The following is a 23,720-nucleotide window of genomic DNA, read 5'->3' as shown; positions in this document are numbered from 1 at the left end:
GGTGTTGGTGTGGTGTCGGTGTTGCTCAGCTGCGTCTGGCTTGCGGTTGAGTTGATCGGTTGCCGATTGCCGGATGCGGCATCGATCTTCGCCGGTTGGGCATCCGATAGCAGCGCATGTTGGAGAGCGCCGCTTCGAGCGAGCCTGTCCTCTGGCAACATCACTCGCCGACGCTGCGATGCCCAGCTGCAGCGCTGTTGCGTCATCGGTGGACGCAGCGTGCCGCACACATCGCGCTGCACGGCGGTACGCAACACGGCAGCACATCACGCAGCTGTCTGCGCACGCGTTTGCGCGTGTTCGCAAAGACGCAGCGCCTCTTCCTGGTTGCTCGACGCGGCCGTCGACCAAGCCCGTGCCCGATTGCGCAGCAGCATCATCGGTTCAGTCCCAGGCGTGGCGGCATCGGCCTACAGCCATCCGCCGGGCACCACATCCAGCCGCAGATGCGCTGTCTGGCAGCGTCGCACCGGGCAGTCGTCCATTCGCCAGCAGCACACCGTCTGCCTGGCGGCGGACGCATCTTGATCAGCAAGGCAGTTTTCACCGCACGCATGTGCAAGACACCGCCGAAGCGACGGCGCCTGCGAACGCCGTCGCCTGCAGCGCGGCAGGCACGCCGGCACGAATGGTCTAGGATGCGTGCTTTCGAATTGCCCGACCGCCACGATGCCGTTTCTTGAACTGACGCTTTCCTGTTCCGAGGTCACCCTGCCCCGTTTCCAGAACGCCCTGGACGATGTGGGCGCACTGGCGGTGACCATGCTCGACGCCGATGCCGATACCAGCAACGAGCGCGCCATTCTCGAACCGGGCGTGGGCGAAATGCCGCTGTGGGACCGGCTGACGATGACCGCGCTGTTCGATGGCGACAGCGACGCGCTGGTGGTGCTGGCAGCGCTGGAAGCCTTCGATCCGGGCCTGGACTGGAGCCAGGTGGCGTTTCGCATGGTCGAAGACAGCGACTGGGAACGCGCCTGGATGGACCTGTTCAAGCCGATGCAGTTTGGCGAACGCACCTTCATCGTGCCGTGGAATCACGCGCTGCCCGAAGCCGCCGACACCCCGGGGGCCGCCGTGGTGCGGCTGGACCCGGGCCTGGCGTTCGGCTCGGGCACCCATCAAACCACCGCGCTGTGCCTGCGCTGGCTGGACAGCCTGGCCGGCAGCGGCGAGCTGCAGGGCCGCAGCGTGCTCGATTTCGGGTGCGGCTCGGGCATCCTGGCGGTCGCCGCGCTGAAGCTGGGCGCCGCCGGCGCGGTCGGCGTGGACAACGACCCGCAGGCGCTGCTGGCGACTGCCGACAATGCACAACGCAACGGTGTGGACGCGCAGCTGACGGTCTACATGCCGCAGGACGAACCGGTGCAGACCTACCAGGTGGTCGTGGCCAACATCCTGGCCTCGGCACTGGACGCCCTGGCCGACACCCTGGCCGCGCGCGTGGCACCGGGCGGACGGATCGCGCTGTCGGGCATCCTGCACGGCCAAGAAGACGACTTGCTCAAACGCTACGCCCCCTGGTTCGACCAGTTGCGCTGCGAACGCGACGAAGACTGGATGCGGATCGACGGCGTGCGCCGCGGCTGATCCGGGGTATCGTCCACGCCGGCTAGCGCTGTGGCCGGCCGGCGCGAATCTGCGCGGTGGTCACTGCATCGGCCACGCTGATCGCCCGCAACCGGGTCACCGGTTGCCAGCCGTCGCGTTGCAGTGCCGCCGTGCGCCACGGCCCGGCCTGCCGGGCCACCCAGACCCGTAGCAGCACCTCAGCCGCCAGCAGCGCCGTCCAGGCCACCGGCGACCACGCCCGCACACCTGCAAGCGCCACTGCGCCGGCAACCACAAGCATCGGCGCGCTCGCCGCCAGCAGCGGCCAGTGCCGCTGCCGTAGCGCCCAGACCCGCGGTGCCAGCGCCGCTGACCACTGCGGACCATCGGCCACGGCCGTCCACTCGTCGCCACGCCGCCAGATCGCGTACCGGGCCGCGCCCCGAAAACGTCTCACCGCAGGGTCCAGCGGCGAATGGGCCGGCCACGGCACGTCTGCGGGCGCGGCGTGCGGGGGCGGGCTGCGCCGCTGGGGGTCGGGTTTTCGACCGGCAGGCTCGACCATGAACATCCTCCTTGAGTTCGCTGTGATGTAGCCATCATTGATCCACCGACAGTATCGCAAACATATGGCGATATGAAAGTTATACGAACTATCTCCAGGCGCTGCTAGGGCTATATCTCCCGCCCCTGCCTGCCCTCCAACGGTGCCGTGTGAGCAAGCTGTACGAACGAGTACGCGAAGCCCGCAGCCTCACCAAGCTGACCCAGGAAGCCCTGGCCGGCGAGCTGGGTGTCACCCGCAGCGCGGTGGCGCAATGGGAGATGGCCGAAGGCACCGCACCGTCGGTGGAAAACCTGATCGGCCTGGCCAGGCGCAGCGGCATGGCGTTCGAATACCTGGCCACCGGCCGCGGCGACCGCGTGTTCGGCCCGCCGGTGTCGGCCATCGCCGAAGAACCGGCGCAGTACCGCCGCCTGGATGACCAGCAACGCGTGCTGCTGACGCGCTTCGATACCCTGACGCCGCGCCAGCGCGCCGGCCTGTTGGATCTGTTGCTGGCTGAAGGGAAGACGCGGCGCAGGCGGTGAATCGGGAATCGGGAATCGGGAATCGGCGAGCCGACGCAACCGGCACCGAGATTTCAAGGCGATATTCCGCTGGCTGTGGCCTCCTGATCCTGGATGCGCCCGGGCGTCTTCGTCGGCTTGCATGGGCGTGGCGGCGGCCGTTTTCGGAGAAGGCATGCGCTGCGTGCGTTGCGTGGGCATCGACGCAGACGCCGCCATGACCACCTGGGCCGGAGACGAACACCTGCAGGCATGCGCGCGGCGGCTTGACCGCATCGCCGTCGGCACAGGTTCGCCCCTGGACGTGCGCGTGGTTGAATAGGGGTCTTCCCGCTGCACGCCTGCCGATGTCCGAGACTCCGCCACCGCGCCGCCCCCTGGCCACGTTCCTGCGTGCGACGCCGGCTGCTCCGCCGCTGGTTCCGACCCCGGTGGTTCCACCTGCGGAGCCGGCCGAGCAGGCCACATCGGCCCCGGGCTCTGCGTTGCCGCCGGCGCCAGCGCCAGAGGTGGATGCGCAGCCGGCACCGCGTGTGCCATTGCCTGCTGCCGCGGTGGCTTCGTCGCCGCAGCGCGCAACGGGCATGTCCGGGCACGATGGTCTCCAGGCGCCGGTGTCCGGCCAGACGCCACTGCCCGCGCCCGGCACCGCGACGCCGTCCGCTTCGGCGAGCGCGCCCGCGGCCGGACACGTTCCTGATGCGATGCTCGATCCACCTCGCTCGGCGTCGGCCGCCACCGATACCCGGGCCGACGACGGGCTGGCCGCGACCGATGCTGACGACCTCGGGCACCCAACCGCGCGGGCTGCACCTGGCCCATCGAATTCAGCGCAGCAACGGGCACTACGCGCCTCGGCGGATGCAGATCTGGCATTTCAGAATGCGCCGGGCACGCCGAAGGCGCTGGCAGAAACGCCCGCGCGCCAGGCTTCAGTCGCAACGCCAGCAGCGTCTGCGGGATCTACCCCAGCTGTGGCAACGGCGGCAGCCGCAACGCAGGCCGACACCAGCGCCAGCGAGCGGTCGGCGGGCACAGCCGACGGCCAGTCACACCCGAGCCGCCCCTCCAGCCATCCCGACCCGGCAACCACCGATTCCGGCGCAGCCAGCGCATTGGCAGGCGAGCACGCGCAGTCCGATGCCGGCATCGCGCAGCCCCGTACCACTGCCGTGCAATTGCAGCCCCTGCCCGCGCCCGCCTTGGCCGCACCCGCCTTCGCGCGGCGTGGCGTCACCCGCCCGCGGCTACGCGCCAGCGGGCGCCAGTGGGCGCTGCTGGTCGGGCTGGTCGGCGTGCTCGGGTTGCAGATCGTCATCGCCGACCGCGCGCACCTGGCCGCCAACGCGCGCTGGCGGCCGCTGGTCGGCGCGGCCTGCACGCTGGCGCGCTGCAGCTTGCCGGCCTGGCGCGAGCCGGAGGCGCTGACCCTGCTCAACCGCGAGGTGCGGCCGCTGCCCGGTGTGGCCGGGGTGCTGCAGATCCAGGCCAGCTTCCGCAACGACGCGCGCTGGGCACAGGCCTGGCCGTGGCTGCAGCTGTCGCTGTCCGATGCCGACGGCCGGGTGATCGGCACCCGCATCCTGTCGCCGCAGGAGTATCTGGGACCATCGCCGCCGGCGCAGGACACGCTGGCGCCGGGTCAGGCGGTGCAGGTCGCGTTCCGGGTACGCGAACCGGCCGCGAGCACCGCCGCCTTCAGTTTCGACTTCCGGTGAACGGGCGCGACCGCCACATGGGCGTGGCGAGCGATGAGGTCACGCGCTAGACTCACTCCCCCTCGCCGGCCACGCGTCCCGGCTTCGTGACACTGGGAACCTCCTTTGAACGCAGCCCCCTCTCGTCCTGACACCAGTCGTGGCGCCCCGAAGTCGCCCCTGCGCGAACACGTGGCCCAGTCCGTTCGCCGTTATCTGCGCGACCTGGACGGCAGCGACGCGGACGATGTTTACGAAATCGTGCTGCGCGAGATGGAGATCCCGTTGTTCGTCGAAGTGCTCAACCACTGCGAAGGCAACCAGAGCCGCGCCGCGGCGATGCTGGGCATTCACCGGGCAACCTTGCGCAAGAAGCTCAAAGAGTACGGGCTGACGTAGGCCCGGGAATCGGGAATCGGGAATCGGGAATCGGGAATCGGGAATCGTAAAAGCGTGCATCTGCCAGACGGTGCGCGCACGGGTTACCGGTCACAGCGTGGTTTCGTGCGGGTCAGCTTTCCGGTTGGCCAGATGCGGCGGCCGACCGACGCGCGCTGCGCCGACCCGATGCTGCAGATTGCCAACCGCACGCGATGCACGTGTTGCGATTTCATGACGAGCGATGTGACAAGCGGTCACGCCCAGCCATAGCGGATCAGGTGGAAGAACACCGGCGCGGCGAAGCACACCGAATCCAGGCGGTCGAGCACGCCGCCGTGGCCTTCGATCATATGGCCCCAGTCCTTGATGCCGCGATCGCGCTTGATCGCCGACATCACCAGCCCGCCGAAAAATCCCATCAGGTTGGCCACCAACGCCAGGCCGAAGGCATGCCACGGCGCGAACGGGGTGATCCACCACAGCGCCATCCCGAGCAGGCTGGCCGACAACGCGCCGCCGATGAATCCTTCCACCGTTTTGGACGGCGACAATTTCGGCGCGATCAAATGGCGGCCGGCCAGTTTGCCCCACACGTACTGCAGCACATCCGAAGACTGCACCACGATCACCAGGAAGGCGATCAACAGCAGATTGCGCCCGGCATAGCCGGGAACGTCCAGGTTCAACAGCGCCGGCACATGCGAAATGCAGAACACGCAGATCATCAGGCCCCACTGCACTTTGGCGGTGCGTTCCAGATAGCGCGTGGTGTCGCCGCCGATGGTGGCCAGGATGGGCAACACCAAGAACGCGTAGACCGGAATCAGCAAGGTGTACATGCCGTACCAGCCGGTCCACACCAGGCCGTATTGCCACGGCAGCACGATGTAGAACGCGGCCAACAACGCGTAGTAATCGCCGCGCCGGGTCGGGGTCAAGGTGATGAACTCGCGCAGCGCAAACAACGACACCAGCGCGAACAAGCCGATGACGCCGGCGCGGCCAAACACGAACGCAAGGCCGACCACCGCAGCCATCACCCACCACGCACGGATACGGGCGACTAGGTTGTCCAGCACTGCGCTGGGGCGTTCGCGTGCGCGCCAACGCAGGGTTTCGGAAATCAGCGTGGCGATGACCAGCACCAGCGCGATACCGCTGAACAGCCACAGCGTCTGCTGATGCATCGAAGACTGCTGCAGCTGCCCGCTGTCCACATATAGGCTCATGCGCGCGCCTCCAACTGATCGGGCGACAACGCCAGCAACGCCGCACGTGCACGCGCCAGAAACGCATCCTTGGTTTCGTCCGCATCCAGGCGTAATGGCGCACCAAAGGTGGTGGTGCACAGCAGCGGCAACGGCAACCACTTGCCCTTGGGCATCACGCGCTTGAGGTTATCGATCCACACCGGCACGAACTCCAGTTCCGGGCGTTGCCGTGCCAGGTGATACAGCCCGCTCTTGAACGGCAGCACGCCGTCGTCCGGGTTGCGCGTGCCTTCGGGAAACAGGATCAACGAATCGCCGGCGTCCACCGCATCGCACAGGCATTGGATCGGGTCGCGCGTGCGCTGCGCCGGGTCGCGTTCGATCAACACGCCGTTGAAGACCGCGTGGATCAGGTAGCGCCGCAGGGCGGTACGCTGCCAGTAGTCGGCCGCCGCCACCGGGCGCACTTCATGCCGCAGGCTGGCTGGCAGCGATGACCAGATCAGCACGAAATCGCCGTGGCTTGCATGGTTGCCGTAATACACGCGACGCTCGTTGGAGGGCGCGCAACCGCGCCATAGCGCACGCGCGCCGGTCAAGGTACGAATGGCGCCGCTGCAAGCGCGCGCGATCAAACGGGCAATCATTTCTGCTCCAGGGTGCGCACGATCGTGCGCAGTCGTACTGCCACCGTCAGCAAGGCACCGGCGATCAACACCGCCAGTGCTCCGATCAGCAGCCAGGCCGCAAGACGCGGCTGGCCCATCCATTGCAGCGGCAAGGCCAGCGCGCCTGCCAGCGACAACCACTGCATGCGTTGCACGCGGCTCATCGGCCCCTGCCGCGGCTCTGGCGTGCCGCAGGCCAGGCCCAGCATGCGCACGTATGCGGTGGTCACGCAGCACAGCGCCGCCGCCCACCCCAGTTGCGCAGCCCACGGCAAACCGGCCTGCAGTCCATAGCCCAGGCCCACGCAGACCAGCACATCGGACAACCGATCGGGCGCGTCGTTGTAGACCTCACCGGCGCGCGCGACCATGCGCGCCTGGCGCGCCAGCACGCCATCCATGCGGTTGCACCACAGCCGCCCCTGCATCCCGAGCACCGCCAGCAGCAGCGGCATGGCCCCTTCGCGCGCAGGCGCGCTCAACCCGATGTAGAACATCAGCCCGGCCAACGCCGCACATGCGATGCCCACCCACGACACGCCATTGGGCGTGGCGCCACGTCCGCGCAGCACGCGCGCCCAAAGCAACTGCCGCTGTCGCTGTCCGTGTTGCATCAGTCGCCTCCTCCGCCGCAGCCGCCACAGCCGCCGCCACCATCGCTGCTACCACCATCGCCGCCGCAGTCGCCGCCACCCCCGCCGCAGCTGCTGCCACTGCCACCGGCGTGGCCATGCGGCGCACGCAGGCTGTGGTAGTCGGCCCAAGCGGTTCCGATCAGTGCCGCAGTGCCGTACAGCGCCACCGCCTCGCCTGGATCACCGCCGGTGCGCGCCGCATCGCGTCGCCGTGTCTGACGCAGTGTCGCAAGGCGAGCCTCGCCGCCGAGCGTGCGCCGCACGGGCACCAGCGCAAAGCCCAGCACCAGCAATGTGGTCAGCACCATCAGACACAGCAGATAGCCCACCGGATGGTTGCCCTGCACGCCGATGACCAGCTTGCACAGGCCAAGCCCCCATACCAGCGCCACCGGCACGGTACATGCCAGGCGCACCGCGCGTGCCTGCGCCTGGCTCAGCCACAGGCCCTTGTCGATCAAGCGCTGCTCCAGCGGTGCGGCCAGCGCGCGCAACGCGCGTAAGGCCCACACCGGGTCTTCGGTGGTGCGCACCGCTTCCAGTGCCGGCTCCAGCGCAGGCGGGACTGCAATCTGCCGGTGGCAACGTACCCAGCGACGTGCCGGTTCGGTTGCGTCGCGCTCCAGATACACCGCATTGCGCACCAGCAATTCGGTGAACCACAGGTCGGCCACGCGATCGGCACCGCCGCCCAGATATGCAAGCTCGCTGGCATCCACTGCTGCTGCGGTGCGACCGCGTCGCAGCACCCGCCGCAACCATGCCGCCATCGACCAGGCCAGACCGATCAGCGCGATGAACAGCGGCAGGAAATAGACACCGCGCCAGTGCAGCGGCGACAGCGCCCCGCCATTGGCTGAGTGACAGACCATGCCCACTGCCACCGCGATGATTGCCCACACAACCACGGCATACGGCACACCGCGCTGCGGCCCAGCTGACCGCGGCGCTCCACGCAAGGCTTGCAAGGTCTGTTCGGCAGTGTGGCCGTGCAGCGGATCCAGCGTCGATTGCGGCGGTCGCGCCACAGGCCACCATTGCGCCGGCGGCTCGCCGAACTGCGTGCGGTAACGCTCCAGCGTCTGGCGGTACTGCGCCTGGAAACGCGCTTCTTCGCCGGCATCGCCGCGTCCGGGTTGATGATGCAGCGTGGTCTGCAGCACGTGCGGGCAGAACTGCTGCCAGTACTCGCGGGTGTCGGTCAGATGCGTGTGCCAGACCTGGTCGACCAACGGGCTGGGGGTGACGTCGACGGTGTCGGTGTCGGTGTCGGTGCAGGCAAGAAAACAGAACCGGCGGTACTCCTCCACCAACGCCTGCGCTTGTTCGGTGCTGCACTGTGCCTGCTTGGCCACGCGCCGAACGAAGGCGGCAAACGCTGCTTCGTCCTGGCCAAAACGATAGCCCTGCAGCCGTTGCCACAGCGCTCGCTGCGCTGGCGTGGCATGGCGCGGTTCGCGCCGAGCGGAATCGGGTTGGTTGCTCATCCGAATATCCTGAGAGCGAGCGCGGCAGCCACCAACAGCAGTTGCACCACCACGCTTGCCAGCTGCCAACGCAGCAGGCGGCGCATGCCGGTCCAGCGCGATGCCCAGTCGCGGGTGGGCGAAAGCTTTGGTATCAGGCCAATCGCATGCATCGCCGCATCGAGCTGGTGCGCGGCGTCTTGCCCGGTGCCACCGCAGCGTTCGAGATGCGCGATGGAGGCTGCCAGCAGGTCGGCATCCAGGCCCACGCGAAACGCCCAATAGCGCTGCAGCACGCCCGCAAGCATGCTGATGGCATAGCTCAACTGCATCAACGGCGGCGCCTGCGCAACACCAAGCAAGCCGATGGCCGCTGCCAGCAGCAGGAGTGAGAGGCGGTCCAATGCTGCACCTTGCCGCAGCACTGCGCGCATGGCCGCCAAGGTCAGCGGGGCGATATTCATTGCGCTCTCCGTTCGGGGATGTCGTCGCCACCGTCATGACCGTCGCATGCCGTCAGGATCGCCGCGCGATGCGCATGCCCGAGCACGATCGACGGCCGCACGGCGCGTAACTGTGCGATGGCCGCATCCACGTCCTGGGCGCGACCGCTGCGCACCAGCCAGGTGGCCACACTGGCAGCACTGCGCGAATAGCCCAATGCACAACACACCAGCACCGGCCCGATCGCCTGCGCCTGCGCGATCGCCTGCGCGGCCTCGCGCAGCTGCGCCGGCGACGGCGCGACCAGATCGAGCATCGGCACCACACGGTCCTGCGCCTGCGCGGCGTACAACGAGAGCTCTGCAGACACGTCCACCACGGCGGCACGCTTGTCGCGCTGGCCGGGCAACGGAATCCGCCCCAGCCACACGCCATCGCACACCGCGCGCGGCGACGGCGCACGCCACGTCCAGAGCCGGGAGTTGCACCATGCCGCCAACAGATACGGCGCATACAACCAATGGGCTGCAAGACTCAGGCGCCCATCGCTGCGCTTCTGGAATCCGCCCGGCCCGAGCAGCGCGTAATTCAAGGCAACCAGCAGCAAGGCCAAGGTGATCCACAGCAACCACAGTGCTGCACCGCCGCTCCACAGCGCCAGCGCAGCGCTGACCAGCGCGCCGGCCAGATACATCGCGGCCAGGCGCCAACGGCGCAGGTCGCGTGCAAACCGTGCCTGCGCAAATGGTGCGGCGACCCGCTCCGGCCATAGCCACACGCAGAGCCAGCCCACCGCGAGTCCGGTAGGAATATCGAGAAAGTGATGCTGATACGTGGTCAGCACCGACACACCGATCAATGCGAACCAGGCATGCAGCAACCAGCGCCACACCCCGCAAAGATGCTGCCCATAGCGCACCCACAGCACCACCAGCAGCACGATGTGCAGCGACGGCGCCTGATTGAAGGGTTTGTCGAAGCCCAGCAGCACCGCGAACAGCCAGCCGAACACGCCCTCGGTCTGCGGCCGTACGAAGCTGTAGCGCAGCGGCCACAACACGAAACACGCCACGCAGATCAGCTGGGCGCTGAGCAAGCGCAGTGCATGCGTATCCAGCTCGCGGCGGTTGCGGCAGACAAAGAACGAGACCGCGTAGAACACATCGATCGACCAGTACGGCACGATGGTCCACGGCCAGAACGGCATACCGTGTTCCCAGCCGAACACCACCGATGGCACATGCGTCGCCCGCCCGGCCAGCGTGTTGGCCAGGCCGTAGCTGAGGAAGAAAAAAGGTCCCAGCAACGCCAGCCACAGCGCGGCACGGCCGGATGGGCGCGCAACGTGGCTCATGCGTCGATTCGCTGCGCCATCGAGACGGTGAAGATGCCGAACGCATCGATGCGTTGCGCCACCTTGCGAAAGCCCGCCGCTTCCACCAGGCCATCCATCTCCTGCTGGCTCCGCCGGCGCATCACCCAGGCCACGCCATCGCGGTGACTGGTCAGCGCGCGCGCAATGAATTCCAGTTGCGGATGCCAGGGCTGGCCGGTGTAAAGCAGATAACCGCCCGGCTGCACCGCCGCGGCCAGGCCGGCCAGCGAACGCGCGACCTGGTCGTTGTCGGCAAACAGCTCGTACAGGCCCGACACCACCGCCAGCGTCGGTGCCGGTTGCACTGTGGCCAGCGCTGCCGGGTCGAACGCATCGCCTTGTTCGAAGCGGGCGATATCGCCTGCGCCCAGCGCCTGGATCAGCGCCGTGCCCTGGGTCACGTTGAGCGGGCTGAAGTCGCGCAGCACGATCGCATCGGCACGCTGTGCACCGCTGCCCAGCGCTTGGAGTACATAGCGGCCGTGCCCGGCAGCGACATCCAGCACGCGCACCGGCTTGCCGGCGCCACGCAAGCGCGCCGCCGCATCGCGCAGCAATTCGCCCAGATGGCTGCCGCGGATGCGGATGCCACGCCAGCCGATCGCGTTGAGATACGTGCGGTCGATCATGCGCCCCAACGGCCCGCGACCACGCGCCTGATTGCGGTAGATGTAATCCAATGTGCTTCCGGAATCGAAACCGGTCTGCAGACCAAGCGCGATGCCCTCGGAGAGCCTGCCACCCAGGCGCAGGCCGGCACGCACGCCACGCCAGCGCAGGTCCTGCAGGCTATTGCGCTGCGGCGGCCAGGCCAGCCGTTCGGCCTCTTCGAAACTGGGCCCGGCACGGTGTGCATCGCCCAGCGCGGCGCGCACCGGCGGTTGCGCAAAACGCGCCTGGACGAACTGGCGAATGTGCGCGATGGCCATCGCGCGATCGCGTTCGCCCAAGGTGTCGTGGAAGAACCCCGGCAGCCAGTGGCGCTGCTTGATCGGCGAGCGCAGGTTTTCGTAGAAGCGGTCCTGCGGGCCGCGATGCACCACAAAATCCGCACCGGAGACCAGCAACTGGGTCGGCACGGTAATGGCCTGTGCATCGTCCACCACGCGATCGGCTGCCGCATACAGACCGAGCAATACGCGCACCGAAATCGGGCGGGTGATCAACGGATCGGTGCGATAGCTTTCCACGCGCGCCGGATCATGCGTCAGCCATTGCGGCTTGACGTAGCTGTTGACGAAAAAGTTGCCGCGCAGCGCATGCAGCAACGCCAACCCGGGGCGTGCAAACGGCACATACAACTTCACCTTGAACGCCGGCGATGCCAGCACCAGCGCGCGCAGCGGCGGGGCGTAATCGTGCACCCAGGTGGCGGCCACCACCGCGCCCACACTCTGCGCAATCACCACGATGTCCTGCACCGCAATGCCGTGGGTGGCGCGAAGATGCGCGATGAAGCTGTCCAGATCGCGCACCAGCGCTTCGAAGCCCGGCGCATCGCCACGCACGCCCGGCGAGCGGCCGTTGCCGCGTGCGTCCCAGGCGAAGAACTGGGCGTCGGGCATGTCGAGTTCTTCGGCCAGATGCATCACACGGCCAGAGTGCTCATGGCCGCGATGCAGCAGCACCACCGCCTTCGGCGTGCCGGTGGCAGCGGCATCGTGCAACGGCCAGTGCCGGTAGAACAGCGGCACACCATCGAAACTGACGAACTCGCGCTCTAGCACTGTGCGCATCGAAGCATCCTGAAAAGTCGAAAGGTTGAATCGCAGAGATCACCACAGCGCAGCGGCCAGCGGCGTTGCTGCGGGAATGGATCGCTAGGTGCCTGCGGGCGCCTGCGCCAGGCCGGCGCGCACCCGCCGCCACACCGTGACCGCGCAGGCCAGGCTCACGGCAATGGCGACCCAGGTGACGCCGCGCGCACCCAGCCAGCCACAAGCCAGGCCCACGCCCAGCACGCCGATGACGAAGGCGCGGTCGCTCTTGCCCATCGGCCCGTCGTAGCGGCGGCTGGCGCCGACCATCAGGCCGAGCACGCCGGCGTACTCGGTCAGCGCGGCCAGCAGCGCGAAGATCCACAGCCAGGGCGCACTCACACCGGGCACGCCAAGCAGGCTCAAGTACAAGGCCGCATCAGCCACCACGTCGCACAGCTCGTTGAGGTAGGCGCCCAGCCGCGACTGCTGGCCGAATTCGCGCGCCAGCATGCCGTCCACCGCATTGAGCGCCATGCGCAGCAGCATCCACACCGGCAGCAGCAGATACAGCAGCGGCCAGCTGGGGCCGCCGCGCAACACCACCGCCGCCACCATCAGCGACACCGCCGCTGCGCCCAGCGTGACCTGATTGGCGGTGATGCCACCGCGATACAGCGCGCCCACCATCGGCCGCAGCAGCGCCTGGAAGCGTCCCTTCAATGCGTAGATCGAGGCCATACGGGGTGTTGAGTCCATTCGAGCGCTGGCGCAGCCTACAATATCGGCTGCTCCGCAACGACATCCCCCACCGATGGCCTCTGATTTCCTGCCCGTGCGCCGGGCCCTGCTCTCCGTTTCCGACAAGACCGGCCTGATCGACCTGGCCCGCGCGCTGGTGGCGCGCAACGTCGAGCTGTTGTCCACCGGCGGCACCGCCAAGGCGATCCGCGAGGCCGGCCTGCCGGTGAAGGACGTTGCCGAGCTGACCGGTTTCCCGGAAATGATGGATGGCCGCGTCAAGACCCTGCACCCGCTGGTGCATGGCGGCCTGCTCGGGCGCGCCGGTGTCGACGAAGCGGTGATGGCCGAGCACGGCATCGTGCCGATCGACCTGCTGGTATTGAACCTGTATCCATTCGAGTCGGTCACGGTGAAAGCCGATTGCACCCTGGCCGATGCGGTGGAAAACATCGACATCGGCGGCCCGGCGATGTTGCGCAGTGCGGCCAAGAATTTCGCGCGCGTGGCCGTGGCCACCGACCCGGCGCAGTACGCCGACCTGCTGGCCGAGCTGGAAGCCAACGACGGGCAGCTGTCGGCGGCCAAGCGCTTTGCGCTGTCGGTGGCTGCGTTCAATCGCGTGGCCCAGTACGACGCGGCGATCAGTAACTATCTCTCGGCAGTGGCCGACAGCAGCGAGGCGGTGCCCACGCGCAGCCCGTTCCCGGCGCAGATCAATTCCAACTTCGTCAAGGTGATGGACCTGCGTTACGGTGAGAACCCGCACCAGTCCGGCGCGTTCTACCGCGACCTGTATCCGGTGCCGGGCACGCTGGCCACCTTCCAGCAGCTGCAAGGCAAGGAACTGAGCTACAACAACCTGGCCGATGCTGATGCAGCGTGGGAATGCGTGCGCCAGTTCGACGCGCCGGCCTGCGTGATCGTCAAGCACGCCAACCCCTGCGGCGTGGCGGTGGGCGCGGGCTGCGGCGATGCCTATGAACTGGCCTACGCCACCGATCCCACCAGCGCGTTCGGCGGCATCCTGGCGTTCAACAAGACCCTGGACGCAGCGACGGCAAAGGCCATTCTGGACCGCCAGTTCGTCGAAGTGCTGATCGCGCCCGACTACGAGGCCGGCGCGCTGGAATACGCCACCAGGAAGGCCAACGTGCGCGTGCTCAAGATTCCGCACGGCAATGGCTTGAACAACTACGACACCAAGCGGATCGGCTCGGGCCTGTTGATGCAGTCGGCCGACAACCGCAGCATGTCGCTGGGCGAGTTGAGCGTGGTCACCCAACGTGCGCCCAACGAGGCAGAACTGGGCGATTTGCTGTTTGCCTGGCGCGTGGCCAAGTACGTCAAATCCAACGCGATCGTCTATGCCAAGGACAGCCGCACCATTGGCGTGGGCGCCGGGCAGATGAGCCGCGTGGTCAGCGCCAAGATTGCCGCGCTCAAGGCCGAAGAAGCCAAGCTCACCGTGGCCGGCTCGGTGATGGCGTCCGATGCGTTCTTCCCGTTCCGCGACGGTATCGATGCGGCGGCTGCGGCCGGCATCAAGGCGGTGATCCAGCCGGGCGGTTCGATGCGCGATGGCGAGGTGATCGCCGCCGCCGACGAACACGGCATCGCGATGGTGTTCACCGGCGTGCGCCACTTCCGGCATTGATGTCACCGACACAGGGATAGGTCGATGCAGCGTCTGCGTTGTTTTGCCGCGTTTCTTGCCACCGCCGCGCTGTTGAGCGCGTGCAGGCAGGCGCCTGCGCCCGCTGCGGCGCCGGGCGCCGCAGCACCTACCGCGCCCAGCGACGGCCCCCGTCTGAGCCGCACCGAGCGGCTGGATGGGTTCTTGCGCACGCGCTACGGCGCCAAGGCCGGCCTGGCCGCGCAGTGGAGCGGCGAAGCCGACGGCTTCAAGGCCGACAGCGCAGTCTGCGCCGAACAGCCGGTGGTGGTGGGCGACCAGGTACAGCAACTGCTGGCGGTCTGCCACAGCCTCAGCGATGCCGGCCACGGCAATCCGGGGCTGATCGATTTCTTCGTGCTGCGCGGCGATGGCGACGGTTTCAAGGTCGTGGCCGAACGGCTCGCCGACGGCTACGGCAGCGCCGGCCAACCCGGCAGCGTGGACGTCCTGCGTCTGGGCAGCGATTTCTACGGCTTTGCCGTGCACAGTTTCTGGATGGGCCAGGGCCTGATCCTCGAATCGCAGGATCTGGTCGTGCCCGGGCCCAAGGGCCTGGTCAATGCCGGCTCGCTGCGGGCGCACATCGACAACAGCGGCGCACTGGCCTGCGACGACGACGCGCGCGAGCCGGACCAGACCCAGGCGCAATGCCTTGCCGAGGCCTTCGACGTGGATTTCGCGCTGGAGGTGGACAACAGCGCGCCGCAGGCGCGCACCTGGCCGCTGCGCATCCGCGAGCACGGCAGCGATTGCGGGGTGGCCCTGGACAAGACCCACGTCTTCGCGCTCGACACCAAGACCTGGACCTACCCGTTTCCCAATGCACTGCAGCGCGAAGGCTGCAGGTAACGCCCCTTCCCCCGTACTAGCGAGCAACTGCCTTGAAAATCCTCGTCATCGGCTCCGGCGGCCGTGAACATGCCCTGGCCTGGAAGATCGCGCAGTCCGCGCGCGTGCGCGAGGTGCTGGTGGCACCGGGCAATGCCGGCACCGCCACCGAAGCCAAATGCCGCAATGTCGCGATCAAGGTCAATGATCTGGACGGCCTGCTCGCGCTGGCGCAGCGCGAAGCCGTCGCGCTGACCGTGGTCGGCCCGGAAGTGCCGCTGGTGCTGGGCGTGGTCGACCGCTTCCATGCCGCCGGCCTGCGCATCTTCGGCCCCACCGCCAAGGCCGCGCAGCTGGAAGGCAGCAAGGCCTTCGCCAAGGATTTCCTCGCCCGCCACGGCATTCCCACCGCGTATTACGCCGTGCACACCGAAGTCGACGCCGCGCTGGCGTATGTGCGCGAGAAAGGCGCGCCGATCGTGGTCAAGGCCGATGGCCTGGCTGCCGGCAAGGGCGTGATCGTGGCGATGACCCTGGCCGAGGCCGAAGACGCGGTGCGCGACATGCTCTCGGGCAATGCGTTCGGCGATGCCGGCGCACGCGTGGTCATCGAAGAATTCCTCGACGGCGAAGAGGCCAGCTTCATCTCCATGGTCGATGGCAAACACGCCTTGCCGATGGCCACCAGCCAGGACCACAAGCGCGTCGGCGACGGCGACACCGGCCCCAATACCGGCGGCATGGGCGCCTACTCGCCGGCGCCGGTGGTCACGCCCGAGGTGCATGCGCGGGTCATGCGCGAGGTGGTCGAGCCGACCGTGCAGGGCATGATCGCCGATGGCGTGCCGTTCACCGGTTTTCTGTATGCCGGGCTGATGATCGACGCGCACGGCGCGCCGAAGGTGATCGAATTCAACGTGCGTTTCGGCGACCCGGAAACCCAGCCGGTAATGCTGCGCCTGCAGTCGGATCTGGTCGATCTGCTCGACGCGGCCATCGACGGCAAGCTCGATGGCGCGCACGCGCAGTGGGACCCGCGCCCGTCGCTGGGCGTGGTCATCGCCGCCAAGCCTTACCCGGACACCCCGGTCACCGGTGAGGTCATCACCGGGCTGGACGCGGTGCCGGCCAGCGCCAAGGTTTTCCACGCCGGCACTGCGCTGAATGCCGCCGGCGAGGTGATCAGCGCCGGTGGCCGCGTGCTGTGCGTTGCGGCGCTCGGCGACAGCGTGCAGGACGCCCAGCGCAACGCCTATGCTGGCCTCAAGCCGATCCACTGGCCCAACGCCTTCCAGCGCAGCGACATCGGCTGGCGGGCCATCGCCCGCGAGCAGGCGGCGCAGGGCTAAGCGCCTCGCGCCTGCAACCACCGCGTTGCGCGCTGTCGCCACGCGGTGGTTGCAGGTTTCTGCGCACCACCAGGCATCCTGCCGATACCGGCACGGGCCACCTGCGGCGCCTGGCACCGTGCGGCTACTGACAAAGAACTAGCCGCCATCCACACCGGCGGCGCGTGGCTGCGGCAATAATGCCCGGGCTCCCTGCCTTGTAGAGACTGTGGCCACTCCCTCCTTCGAAACCCGCTTAAGCCGCTTGTGGGCCCATGAAAAGGCCAGCTATGGCCTGCGTGTGTTCATCGCGCTGGCGGTGGCGATGGGCGTGTGCTGGCACTGGCAACAGCTCACTGCGGTGCCGGCGCTGTTTCTGGGCGCGATCGCCAGCGCCATTGCCGAAACCGACGACAACTGGCTGGGCCGCATCAAATCGGTGCTGCTCTCGCTGCTGTGTTTCGCCGCCGCCGCCGCCGCAGTGGTGGTGCTGTTTCCGTATCCGCTGCCGTTCGTGCTGGGCATGGCGTTGGCTACGTTCTCGCTGACCCTGCTCGGCGCACTGGGCGAGCGCTATGCCTCGATCGCGCAGGCCACGGTGGCCCTGTCGATCTACGCCATGATCGGCATGGACCAGCATGGCAGCCGCGATCCGCTGGTCGCCTGGCACGGCGCGGCGCTGCTGCTGATCGGCGCCACCTGGTACGGCGTGCTGTCGATCCTGTGGACCATCCTGTTCGCCAATCGCCCGGTGCGCGAGCGGCTGTCGCGGCTGTTCTTCGAGTTGGGCCGCTACCTCAAGCTCAAGGCCGATCTGTTCGAACCGGTGCGCCAGAGCGACCTGCATGCACGCCGGCTGGCCTTGGCCGAACAGAACGCCAAGGTGGTCGGCGCGCTCAATGCGGCCAAGACCGCCATCATGAGCCGCTTCGGCCGCTCGGGGCGGCCGGGCGTGCAGTCGGGCCTGTATTTCCGGCTGTATTACATGGCGCAGGACTTCCACGAGCGCGCCAGCTCCTCGCACTATCCCTACGAGGCGCTCACCGACGCGTTCTTCCACAGCGACGTGCTGTATCGCTGCCAGCGCCTGCTCGCCCTGCAAGGCAAGGCGTGCGCGGCGTTGGGCGAGGCGATTCGCCTGCGCCAACCGTTCGATTACGGCGACAGCAGCCGCCTTGCCACCGAAGACCTGCGCCAATCGCTGGATTATCTGCACGCGCGCGCCGACCCCGCACTGGCCCGCCTGCTCGGCGCGCTGGAGCTGCTGGTGACCAATCTGCAGAGCATCGAACGCAGGTTGTCGGAAGCGGCGCAATCCGATTCCACCAGCGACAACCTCGACACCCGGCTGCGCGATTCCTCGCCGCACACCTTGCGCGAAATGGGCGCGCGGCTGGTGCAGCAACTCACGCCCGGCTCGGTGCTGTTCCGCCATGGCCTGCGCATGGCCATCGCGCTGCTGGTGGGCTACGCCATCATGCAATCCATCCACGCCGACAACGGGTACTGGATCCTGCTCACCACCGCATTCGTGTGCCGGCCCAACTACGGCGCCACGCGCCTGCGGCTGGTGCAGCGCATTGCCGGCACCTTGATCGGCCTGGTCGCCACCTGGGCGCTGATGCAGCTGTTCCCCACCACCGAAGTGCAGCTGCTGCTGGCGCTGGCCGGCGCGCTGGTGTTCTTCATCACCCGCACCGATCGCTACATGCTGGCCACCGCCGGCATCACGGTGATGGCGCTGTTCTGCTTCAACCTGCTGGGCGATGGCTTCGTGCTGATCTGGCCGCGCCTGATCGACACCCTGATCGGTTGCGCGATTGCCGCGGCCGCCTCGTTCCTGATCCTGCCGGACTGGCAGGGCCGCCGGCTGAACCAGGTGATGGCCACGGTGCTGGCCAGCTGCGCGCGTTATCTGGCCCAGGTGCTGGAGCAGTACGCCAGCGGCAAGCGCGACGACCTGCCCTACCGCATTGCGCGCCGCGACATGCACAACGCCGATGCTGCGTTGTCGGTGGCCTTATCCAACATGCTGCGCGAACCCGGCCGCTATCGGCGCAATCTAGATGCGGGCTTTCGCTTCCTGGCGCTGTCCAACACCTTGCTCGGCTATCTGTCGGCACTGGGCGCGCACCGCGCCGCACTGGAGGGCGAACACGACGCCACCATCGCGCAAGCCGGCGAATATCTGCAGCGCGCACTGAGCGAGATCGCCAGCGCCCTTGGCCAACGCCAACCGCTGCCGGCGCACGACGAAAGCGAAGAACTGGCCACCGCCGAAGCGCTGGAACACCATCCGGTGCAACTACCGCCCAAGCAACGCCTGGTGCGCGACCAACTGGCATTGACGCTGCGCCTGCTGCCCAAGCTCCGCGCTGCAGCGCTGGCGGTGACAACGGCGCCGGCGGAGAACACGCCGCGTCTGGCGGCCAGCAAGACCTAGCCGCCAGCGGTCGACAGGCATGGGCGCCGCGCCGTACATGCAGCCTCGATGCGGTAAGCGATGTCGAACACGGCCATGCCGCGTATTCGCCACTGCGTGCAACCGCTGCGTCGTCGCCCCACCGGCCACGCTCACTTCCACTGCCTGCGCGCCACGCTCAGCCCCACCCAACCCAGTGCCGCTGCAGCCAGTACCGCGCCGCCGATCACCACACCCATCCACCCGGCCTGCGCATACGCGGCCGTGCCCAACGTCGACCCCACGGCACCACCGATGAAATAGCAGGTGATGTAGGCCGAGGTGATGCGATTGCGCGCCGCCGGGTTGCGCTGATAGATCACGCTCTGGTTGGCGATATGCACGCCCTGCACTGCGATATCCAGCAGCAGCACGCCGACGATCAGCAGCCCGATCGACTGCGGCGCAAACGCGAGCAAGCCCCACGACAGCAGCAACATCGCCAGCCCGCCCCAGCTCACGCGGTCGCCATGGCCGTGATCGGACCAATGCCCGGAACGATTGGCCGCCAGTGCACCGGCCGCACCGATCAGGCCGAACAAGCCGATCACCGCAGTGCCATAGCCATAACTCGGCCCGGACAACAAAAACGCCAGCGTGGTCCAGAACATGCTGAATCCTGCAAAGATCAGCCCGCCCAGCACCGCGCGCGAACGCAGCACCGCATCGTCGCGCAGCAGCGCCAGCACCGAGCCCACCAACTGCGGATACGCCAGTTGCGCGTTGCCGGGATGGCGCGGCAGCCCGCGCCACAACAGCCCGGCGGTGAGCAACAACGCGACCGAGGCGATCCAGTACACCGTATGCCAGCCGCCGACACCGGCCAGCACGCCGGCCGCGGTGCGCGCCAGCAAGATCCCCAGCAGCAACCCGCTCATCACCGTGCCGATCACCCGGCCACGCTCGTGGGGCGCCGCCAGCGTGGCGGCGAACGGCACCAGGATCTGCGCCGCCACCGAGCTGGCGCCGGTCACGATGGTGCCGACCAGCAACATCGCAAAACTGTGCGAACTGGCGCTCACCAGCAGCCCGAGCGCGCTCAGCACGAACAGGCCCACGATCAGGCCGCGGCGCTCCAGCCGGTCGCCAAGCGGCACCAGCAACAGCAACCCTGCCGCGTAAGCCAGCTGCGCCGCGGTGACCACCGCACCGGCACTGCGCACCTGGATGCCGAACGCCTGCGCCAGCGTTTCCAGCAGAGGCTGGGCGTAGTAATTGCTCGCCACCGCCAACCCGGTGGCGGCAGCCATCAGCAGCACCAGGCGACGGGGCAAGGGCGGGTGGGAGGTGGGCTCGGCCTGCATGGCTGCTGCCTGGTCAAGGAATATGCACAGTGTGGGCAGCCGGCACGCATCTTTCCAATGTATTGTTTTCACCATCGCCATCTTTTTTCGAGATTGCATGCTGACCTTGCGCCAACTGGAATTTGCCATTGCCGTGGCCGAAGAAGGCGGCTTCACCGCTGCTGCGCGCCGCTGCAACACCGTGCAATCGGCGCTCAGCCACCAGGTCGCCAAGATCGAAGAGACCTTCGGCGCACGCCTGTTCGAACGCGGCACCCGCCAGGTGCGGCCCACCGCCGCCGGCGAGGTGTTCCTGCACAATGCCCGCCAGACCCTGCGCGCTGCCGAGCGCCTGCACGAGGAAATGGCGCAGGCCCTGGGTACCGTGCGCGGGCGGCTGGCGTTGGGACAGATTTCCTCGCTCACCACCGTGCAACTGCCGACGTTGCTGCAGCAGTTCCGCAGCGCGCATGCGCGGGTGGACGTGCATCTGCGCACCGCCATGAGCGAGGCCTTGCTGCACGATCTGGGCGAAGGCCGGCTGGATGTCGCCCTGGTGGGGGTCGGCCCGCAGCTTGCGGTGCCGGCGCAGCGCCTGCTGCTGCATGAAGAGGCCTTGGCCTTGATCGTGGCACCGGGCCACCGCTTTGCCGCACGCAAACGGGTGGCACTGGCCGAGCTGGACGACGAACCGATGGCCGGGCTGGTTCCCGGTGCCGGCGTGCGCGGCATCATCGATGCTGCGTTTGCGCACGGGGGCCTGCGGCAACGCCAGCAGTACGAAGTCACCCATGCCGATCTGGTGCGCGAACTGGTCGCCGCCAACCTGGGCGTGGGCATCGTCCCGCAGACCATGGCCGGGGCCATGCACGGCGTGGTCGCGGTGGCCTTGAAGGAGCGTTACCGCTTTCTGACCTACGCGGTGTGGCGGCCCGATCCCAGCCCGGCCGCACGCGCCTTCGTGGCCTTACTGCGCGCCCAGCACGCGCAACGCAGGCCGCCGGCACCTAGAAGCCGCTGAGCGCAGCCGCCATCCACCAGCACGCCGTGGAAGCCTGCTAGGCTGCGCGCGTTCGCAAAGGAAACTGCATGTCCGGTCACAGTCAGTTCGCCCTGCTCAGGCAGCGCCGCTTCTTGCCGTTCTTCGCTGTCCAGGCGCTGGGCGCGTTCAACGACAACGTCTATCGGCAGGCCATCATCGGCCTGTTGTTCTATCTCGGCATCGATGCCGCCCAGCGCACGCTGTATACCAACCTGGCGCCGGCATTGTTCATCCTGCCGTACTTCCTGTTCTCCGCGCTGGCCGGGCAGATTGCCGAGAAGCTGGAAAAACAGAAGCTCATCGTGATCACCACCACGATGGAGATTGCGATCATGTCGCTGGCCGCAGTGGGCTTCATCACCGAGAACATGGTGATCCTGCTGATTGCGCTGTTCTGCACCGGCCTGCAGTCCACGCTGTTCGGGCCAGTGAAATATTCGATCCTGCCCTCGGTGCTGAAACCGGAAGAACTCACCGGCGGCAACGGCCTGGTCGAAATGGGCACCTCGATCTCGATCCTGTGCGGCATGATCTTCGGCGGACTGATCTTCCAGATCGCCGGCAGTCATGGGCCGGAGGCTGCCGCCACCGCGGTGATCGCGATTGCCGTCACTGGCAACCTGGTGGCGCGGCTGGTACCGCGCGTCGACGCCGGCGCGCCCGAGCTGAAAATCAACTGGAACCCCATCCCCGAATCGCGCGCCATCATGCGCTTGACCCGGCGCACGTTGGCGGTGCGCAACGCGGTGTTGGGCGTGTCCTGGTTCTGGTTCGTCGGCACCGTGCTGACCGCGCAGCTGCCCACCTATGCGCAGCTCAACCTGGGCGGCCAGCAGGACCTGTACGTGTTCGCGCTGGCGCTGTTTTCGATCGGCACCGGCGCCGGCTCGCTGCTGTGCGAACGCCTGTCCGGGCGCACCGTGGAAATCGGCCTGGTGCCGCTGGGCGCGTTCGGCATCAGCGCCTTCCTGCTGGACCTGTACTTCGCCCGGCCTGGCGCGGCGCCGGCCACCGGCCTGTCGATCGGCCAGTTCGTGCAGCAGCCCGGCAGCGTGCGGCTGATCATCGACCTGGTCGGCATCGGCCTGTTCACCGGCCTGTTCGTGGTGCCGTTGTTTGCGCTGATCCAGAGCCGCACGCCCAAGGCCGAGCTCTCGCGCGTGATCGCCGGGCTCAATATCCAGAACTCGTTGTTCATCGTGGCTGCGGCGGTCATCGGTATCGCGCTGCAGTTGCCGCAGGTGGTGCTGTTCGGGGTGCGGATTCCGCTGCCGGGCCTGAGCATTCCGCAAGTGTTCCTGGCGCTGGCGATCGCCAACACGCTGGTGGCACTGTGGATCTTCACCCTGGTGCCCGAATTCCTGATGCGCTTCCTCAGCTGGGTGCTGGTGAGCGTGTTGTACCGCCTGCGCGCGCGCAACATCGACGCGCACGTGCCCGACGAGGGCGCTGCCCTGCTGGTGTGCAACCACGTCAGCTACATGGACGCGCTGATCCTATCGGCGGTGATCCCGCGTCCGGTGCGCTTTGTCATGTACTACAAGATCTTCCGCATCCCGGTCATGCGCTGGATCTTCCGCACCGCCAAGGCCATCCCGATCGCCGGCGCGCGCGAAGACCCCGCATTGATGCAGCAGGCCTTCGACCGCATCGATGCCGCATTGGCCGATGGCGAGCTGGTGTGCATCTTCCCCGAGGGCGCGTTGACCAAGGATGGCGAAATCGCCCCCTTCAAATCCGGCGTGGAAAAGATTCTGCAGCGCCGCAACGTGCCGGTCATTCCGATGGCGCTGCGCGGCATGTGGTCGAGCATGTGGAGCCGGCGCGACACGCGCCTGGGCCGCATGCGGGTGCCGCGGCGGATGCGCGCGCAGATCGACGTGGTGGCAGGGGCAGCGGTTGCCGGCGATCAGGCCAGTGCCGCGCTGCTCGAACAACAGGTGCGCGCGCTGCGGCAGGATCAGCCCTGAGCCCGGCCGGTGCAGGCTTTGCGTCCATGGCGCGCCGCGAGTAGCCTGTGCGCCATTGCACGCTTTGCCGTCGCAGCCGCCAAGCGGACGCGGCCGGTCGTACCGGGGGACGTCGTTGTGCTCAACATCATCGCGCCTGAGGCGTCTGCCGTGACCGGCGGGCGTCACGCATTCCAGCGGCTGGCTGTGCCGG

20 protein-coding genes are annotated in these 23,720 nt (G+C 67.8%); 10 read left to right on the top strand and 10 right to left on the bottom strand.

Going from position 1 to position 23,720, the window contains the following annotated elements; genetic code table 11:
- Nucleotides 1–669: 669 nt before the first annotated feature.
- Nucleotides 670–1,590: a 50S ribosomal protein L11 methyltransferase gene (gene prmA, locus ACCQ07_RS02650; protein WP_218489084.1), complete on the top strand. Its 921-nt coding sequence runs from the start codon at nucleotides 670–672 to the stop codon at nucleotides 1,588–1,590.
- 22 nt (nucleotides 1,591–1,612) lie between these two features.
- Here prmA and ACCQ07_RS02645 read toward each other — a convergent pair whose 3' ends face one another.
- Nucleotides 1,613–2,122, bottom strand: coding sequence for a hypothetical protein (locus tag ACCQ07_RS02645; protein ID WP_057681102.1), 510 nt, complete (start codon nucleotides 2,120–2,122; stop codon nucleotides 1,613–1,615).
- Nucleotides 2,123–2,265: 143 nt separating this feature from the next.
- Between ACCQ07_RS02645 and ACCQ07_RS02640 the strand changes: the two genes are divergently transcribed.
- The 3 genes from ACCQ07_RS02640 to fis all read left to right on the top strand — a co-directional run bounded on the left by ACCQ07_RS02640 (nucleotide 2,266) and on the right by fis (nucleotide 4,718).
- On the top strand, nucleotides 2,266–2,643 hold the full coding sequence (locus ACCQ07_RS02640) for a helix-turn-helix domain-containing protein (protein ID WP_008571865.1): 378 nt from the start codon (nucleotides 2,266–2,268) through the stop codon (nucleotides 2,641–2,643).
- A 326-nt stretch (nucleotides 2,644–2,969) separates the two neighbouring features.
- Nucleotides 2,970–4,340 (top strand): DUF3426 domain-containing protein, encoded by a 1,371-nt coding sequence (locus ACCQ07_RS02635; protein ID WP_372165087.1) that lies wholly within the window; start codon nucleotides 2,970–2,972, stop codon nucleotides 4,338–4,340.
- A 105-nt stretch (nucleotides 4,341–4,445) separates the two neighbouring features.
- Nucleotides 4,446–4,718, top strand: a complete 273-nt coding sequence (gene fis / locus ACCQ07_RS02630) for a DNA-binding transcriptional regulator Fis (protein ID WP_002804983.1) — start codon at nucleotides 4,446–4,448, stop codon at nucleotides 4,716–4,718.
- Nucleotides 4,719–4,954: 236 nt separating this feature from the next.
- On the opposite strand, the gene ACCQ07_RS02625 is transcribed toward fis, so the two are convergent.
- The 8 genes from ACCQ07_RS02625 to ACCQ07_RS02590 all read right to left on the bottom strand — a co-directional run bounded on the left by ACCQ07_RS02625 (nucleotide 4,955) and on the right by ACCQ07_RS02590 (nucleotide 12,937).
- Nucleotides 4,955–5,929 carry a phosphatidate cytidylyltransferase gene (locus tag ACCQ07_RS02625; RefSeq protein WP_372363758.1) on the bottom strand — a complete coding sequence of 325 codons (975 nt, stop codon included), beginning with the start codon at nucleotides 5,927–5,929 and terminating at the stop codon, nucleotides 4,955–4,957.
- Nucleotides 5,926–6,558 carry a lysophospholipid acyltransferase family protein gene (locus tag ACCQ07_RS02620; RefSeq protein ID WP_008571203.1) on the bottom strand — a complete coding sequence of 211 codons (633 nt, stop codon included), beginning with the start codon at nucleotides 6,556–6,558 and terminating at the stop codon, nucleotides 5,926–5,928. The genes ACCQ07_RS02625 and ACCQ07_RS02620 overlap by 4 nt, the downstream gene beginning before the upstream one ends.
- Nucleotides 6,555–7,193 carry a CDP-alcohol phosphatidyltransferase family protein gene (locus ACCQ07_RS02615; RefSeq protein WP_008571205.1) on the bottom strand — a complete coding sequence of 213 codons (639 nt, stop codon included), beginning with the start codon at nucleotides 7,191–7,193 and terminating at the stop codon, nucleotides 6,555–6,557. The genes ACCQ07_RS02620 and ACCQ07_RS02615 overlap by 4 nt, the downstream gene beginning before the upstream one ends.
- Nucleotides 7,193–8,701, bottom strand: a complete 1,509-nt coding sequence (locus tag ACCQ07_RS02610) for a TIGR04222 domain-containing membrane protein (RefSeq protein ID WP_218489086.1) — start codon at nucleotides 8,699–8,701, stop codon at nucleotides 7,193–7,195. The genes ACCQ07_RS02615 and ACCQ07_RS02610 overlap by 1 nt, the downstream gene beginning before the upstream one ends.
- Nucleotides 8,698–9,144 carry a hypothetical protein gene (locus ACCQ07_RS02605; RefSeq protein ID WP_008571207.1) on the bottom strand — a complete coding sequence of 149 codons (447 nt, stop codon included), beginning with the start codon at nucleotides 9,142–9,144 and terminating at the stop codon, nucleotides 8,698–8,700. Before ACCQ07_RS02605 ends, ACCQ07_RS02610 begins: the two co-directional genes overlap by 4 nt.
- A complete protein-coding gene (locus tag ACCQ07_RS02600; RefSeq protein ID WP_372363757.1) occupies nucleotides 9,141–10,478 on the bottom strand; it encodes a phosphatase PAP2/dual specificity phosphatase family protein in 1,338 nt (445 codons plus the stop codon). Before ACCQ07_RS02600 ends, ACCQ07_RS02605 begins: the two co-directional genes overlap by 4 nt.
- Entirely contained in the window at nucleotides 10,475–12,235 is a 1,761-nt protein-coding gene (locus ACCQ07_RS02595; RefSeq protein ID WP_014089210.1) for a bifunctional alpha/beta hydrolase/class I SAM-dependent methyltransferase, read from the bottom strand. Before ACCQ07_RS02595 ends, ACCQ07_RS02600 begins: the two co-directional genes overlap by 4 nt.
- A gap of 84 nt (nucleotides 12,236–12,319) precedes the next feature.
- Nucleotides 12,320–12,937 carry a CDP-alcohol phosphatidyltransferase family protein gene (locus ACCQ07_RS02590; protein ID WP_008571211.1) on the bottom strand — a complete coding sequence of 206 codons (618 nt, stop codon included), beginning with the start codon at nucleotides 12,935–12,937 and terminating at the stop codon, nucleotides 12,320–12,322.
- 73 nt (nucleotides 12,938–13,010) lie between these two features.
- Between ACCQ07_RS02590 and purH the strand changes: the two genes are divergently transcribed.
- The 4 genes from purH (at nucleotide 13,011) to yccS (ending at nucleotide 19,214) form a co-directional block, all read left to right on the top strand.
- Nucleotides 13,011–14,594, top strand: coding sequence for a bifunctional phosphoribosylaminoimidazolecarboxamide formyltransferase/IMP cyclohydrolase (gene purH, locus ACCQ07_RS02585; protein ID WP_008571212.1), 1,584 nt, complete (start codon nucleotides 13,011–13,013; stop codon nucleotides 14,592–14,594).
- A 24-nt stretch (nucleotides 14,595–14,618) separates the two neighbouring features.
- Nucleotides 14,619–15,464 carry a hypothetical protein gene (locus ACCQ07_RS02580; RefSeq protein WP_372165079.1) on the top strand — a complete coding sequence of 282 codons (846 nt, stop codon included), beginning with the start codon at nucleotides 14,619–14,621 and terminating at the stop codon, nucleotides 15,462–15,464.
- A gap of 32 nt (nucleotides 15,465–15,496) precedes the next feature.
- Nucleotides 15,497–16,792, top strand: coding sequence for a phosphoribosylamine--glycine ligase (gene purD, locus ACCQ07_RS02575; protein ID WP_011346194.1), 1,296 nt, complete (start codon nucleotides 15,497–15,499; stop codon nucleotides 16,790–16,792).
- 208 nt (nucleotides 16,793–17,000) lie between these two features.
- Nucleotides 17,001–19,214 (top strand): YccS family putative transporter, encoded by a 2,214-nt coding sequence (yccS, locus tag ACCQ07_RS02570; protein WP_011346193.1) that lies wholly within the window; start codon nucleotides 17,001–17,003, stop codon nucleotides 19,212–19,214.
- A gap of 131 nt (nucleotides 19,215–19,345) precedes the next feature.
- On the opposite strand, the gene ACCQ07_RS02565 is transcribed toward yccS, so the two are convergent.
- Complete coding sequence (locus ACCQ07_RS02565; protein WP_372363756.1) at nucleotides 19,346–20,536, bottom strand: MFS transporter; 1,191 nt, start codon at nucleotides 20,534–20,536, stop codon at nucleotides 19,346–19,348.
- A 97-nt stretch (nucleotides 20,537–20,633) separates the two neighbouring features.
- Here ACCQ07_RS02565 and ACCQ07_RS02560 point away from each other — a divergent pair, with 97 nt between their 5' ends.
- Nucleotides 20,634–21,536 (top strand): LysR family transcriptional regulator, encoded by a 903-nt coding sequence (locus ACCQ07_RS02560; protein WP_057681093.1) that lies wholly within the window; start codon nucleotides 20,634–20,636, stop codon nucleotides 21,534–21,536.
- 68 nt (nucleotides 21,537–21,604) lie between these two features.
- Nucleotides 21,605–23,527 (top strand): MFS transporter, encoded by a 1,923-nt coding sequence (locus ACCQ07_RS02555; protein ID WP_071118655.1) that lies wholly within the window; start codon nucleotides 21,605–21,607, stop codon nucleotides 23,525–23,527.
- Nucleotides 23,528–23,720 lie beyond the last annotated feature (193 nt).

Source organism: Xanthomonas sp. NCPPB 3583 (assembly GCF_041475715.2).
Lineage (GTDB): Bacteria > Pseudomonadota > Gammaproteobacteria > Xanthomonadales > Xanthomonadaceae > Xanthomonas > Xanthomonas euvesicatoria.
Note: the sequence above shows the minus strand (reverse complement) of the source record. Positions and strands in the feature narration are given on the sequence as shown.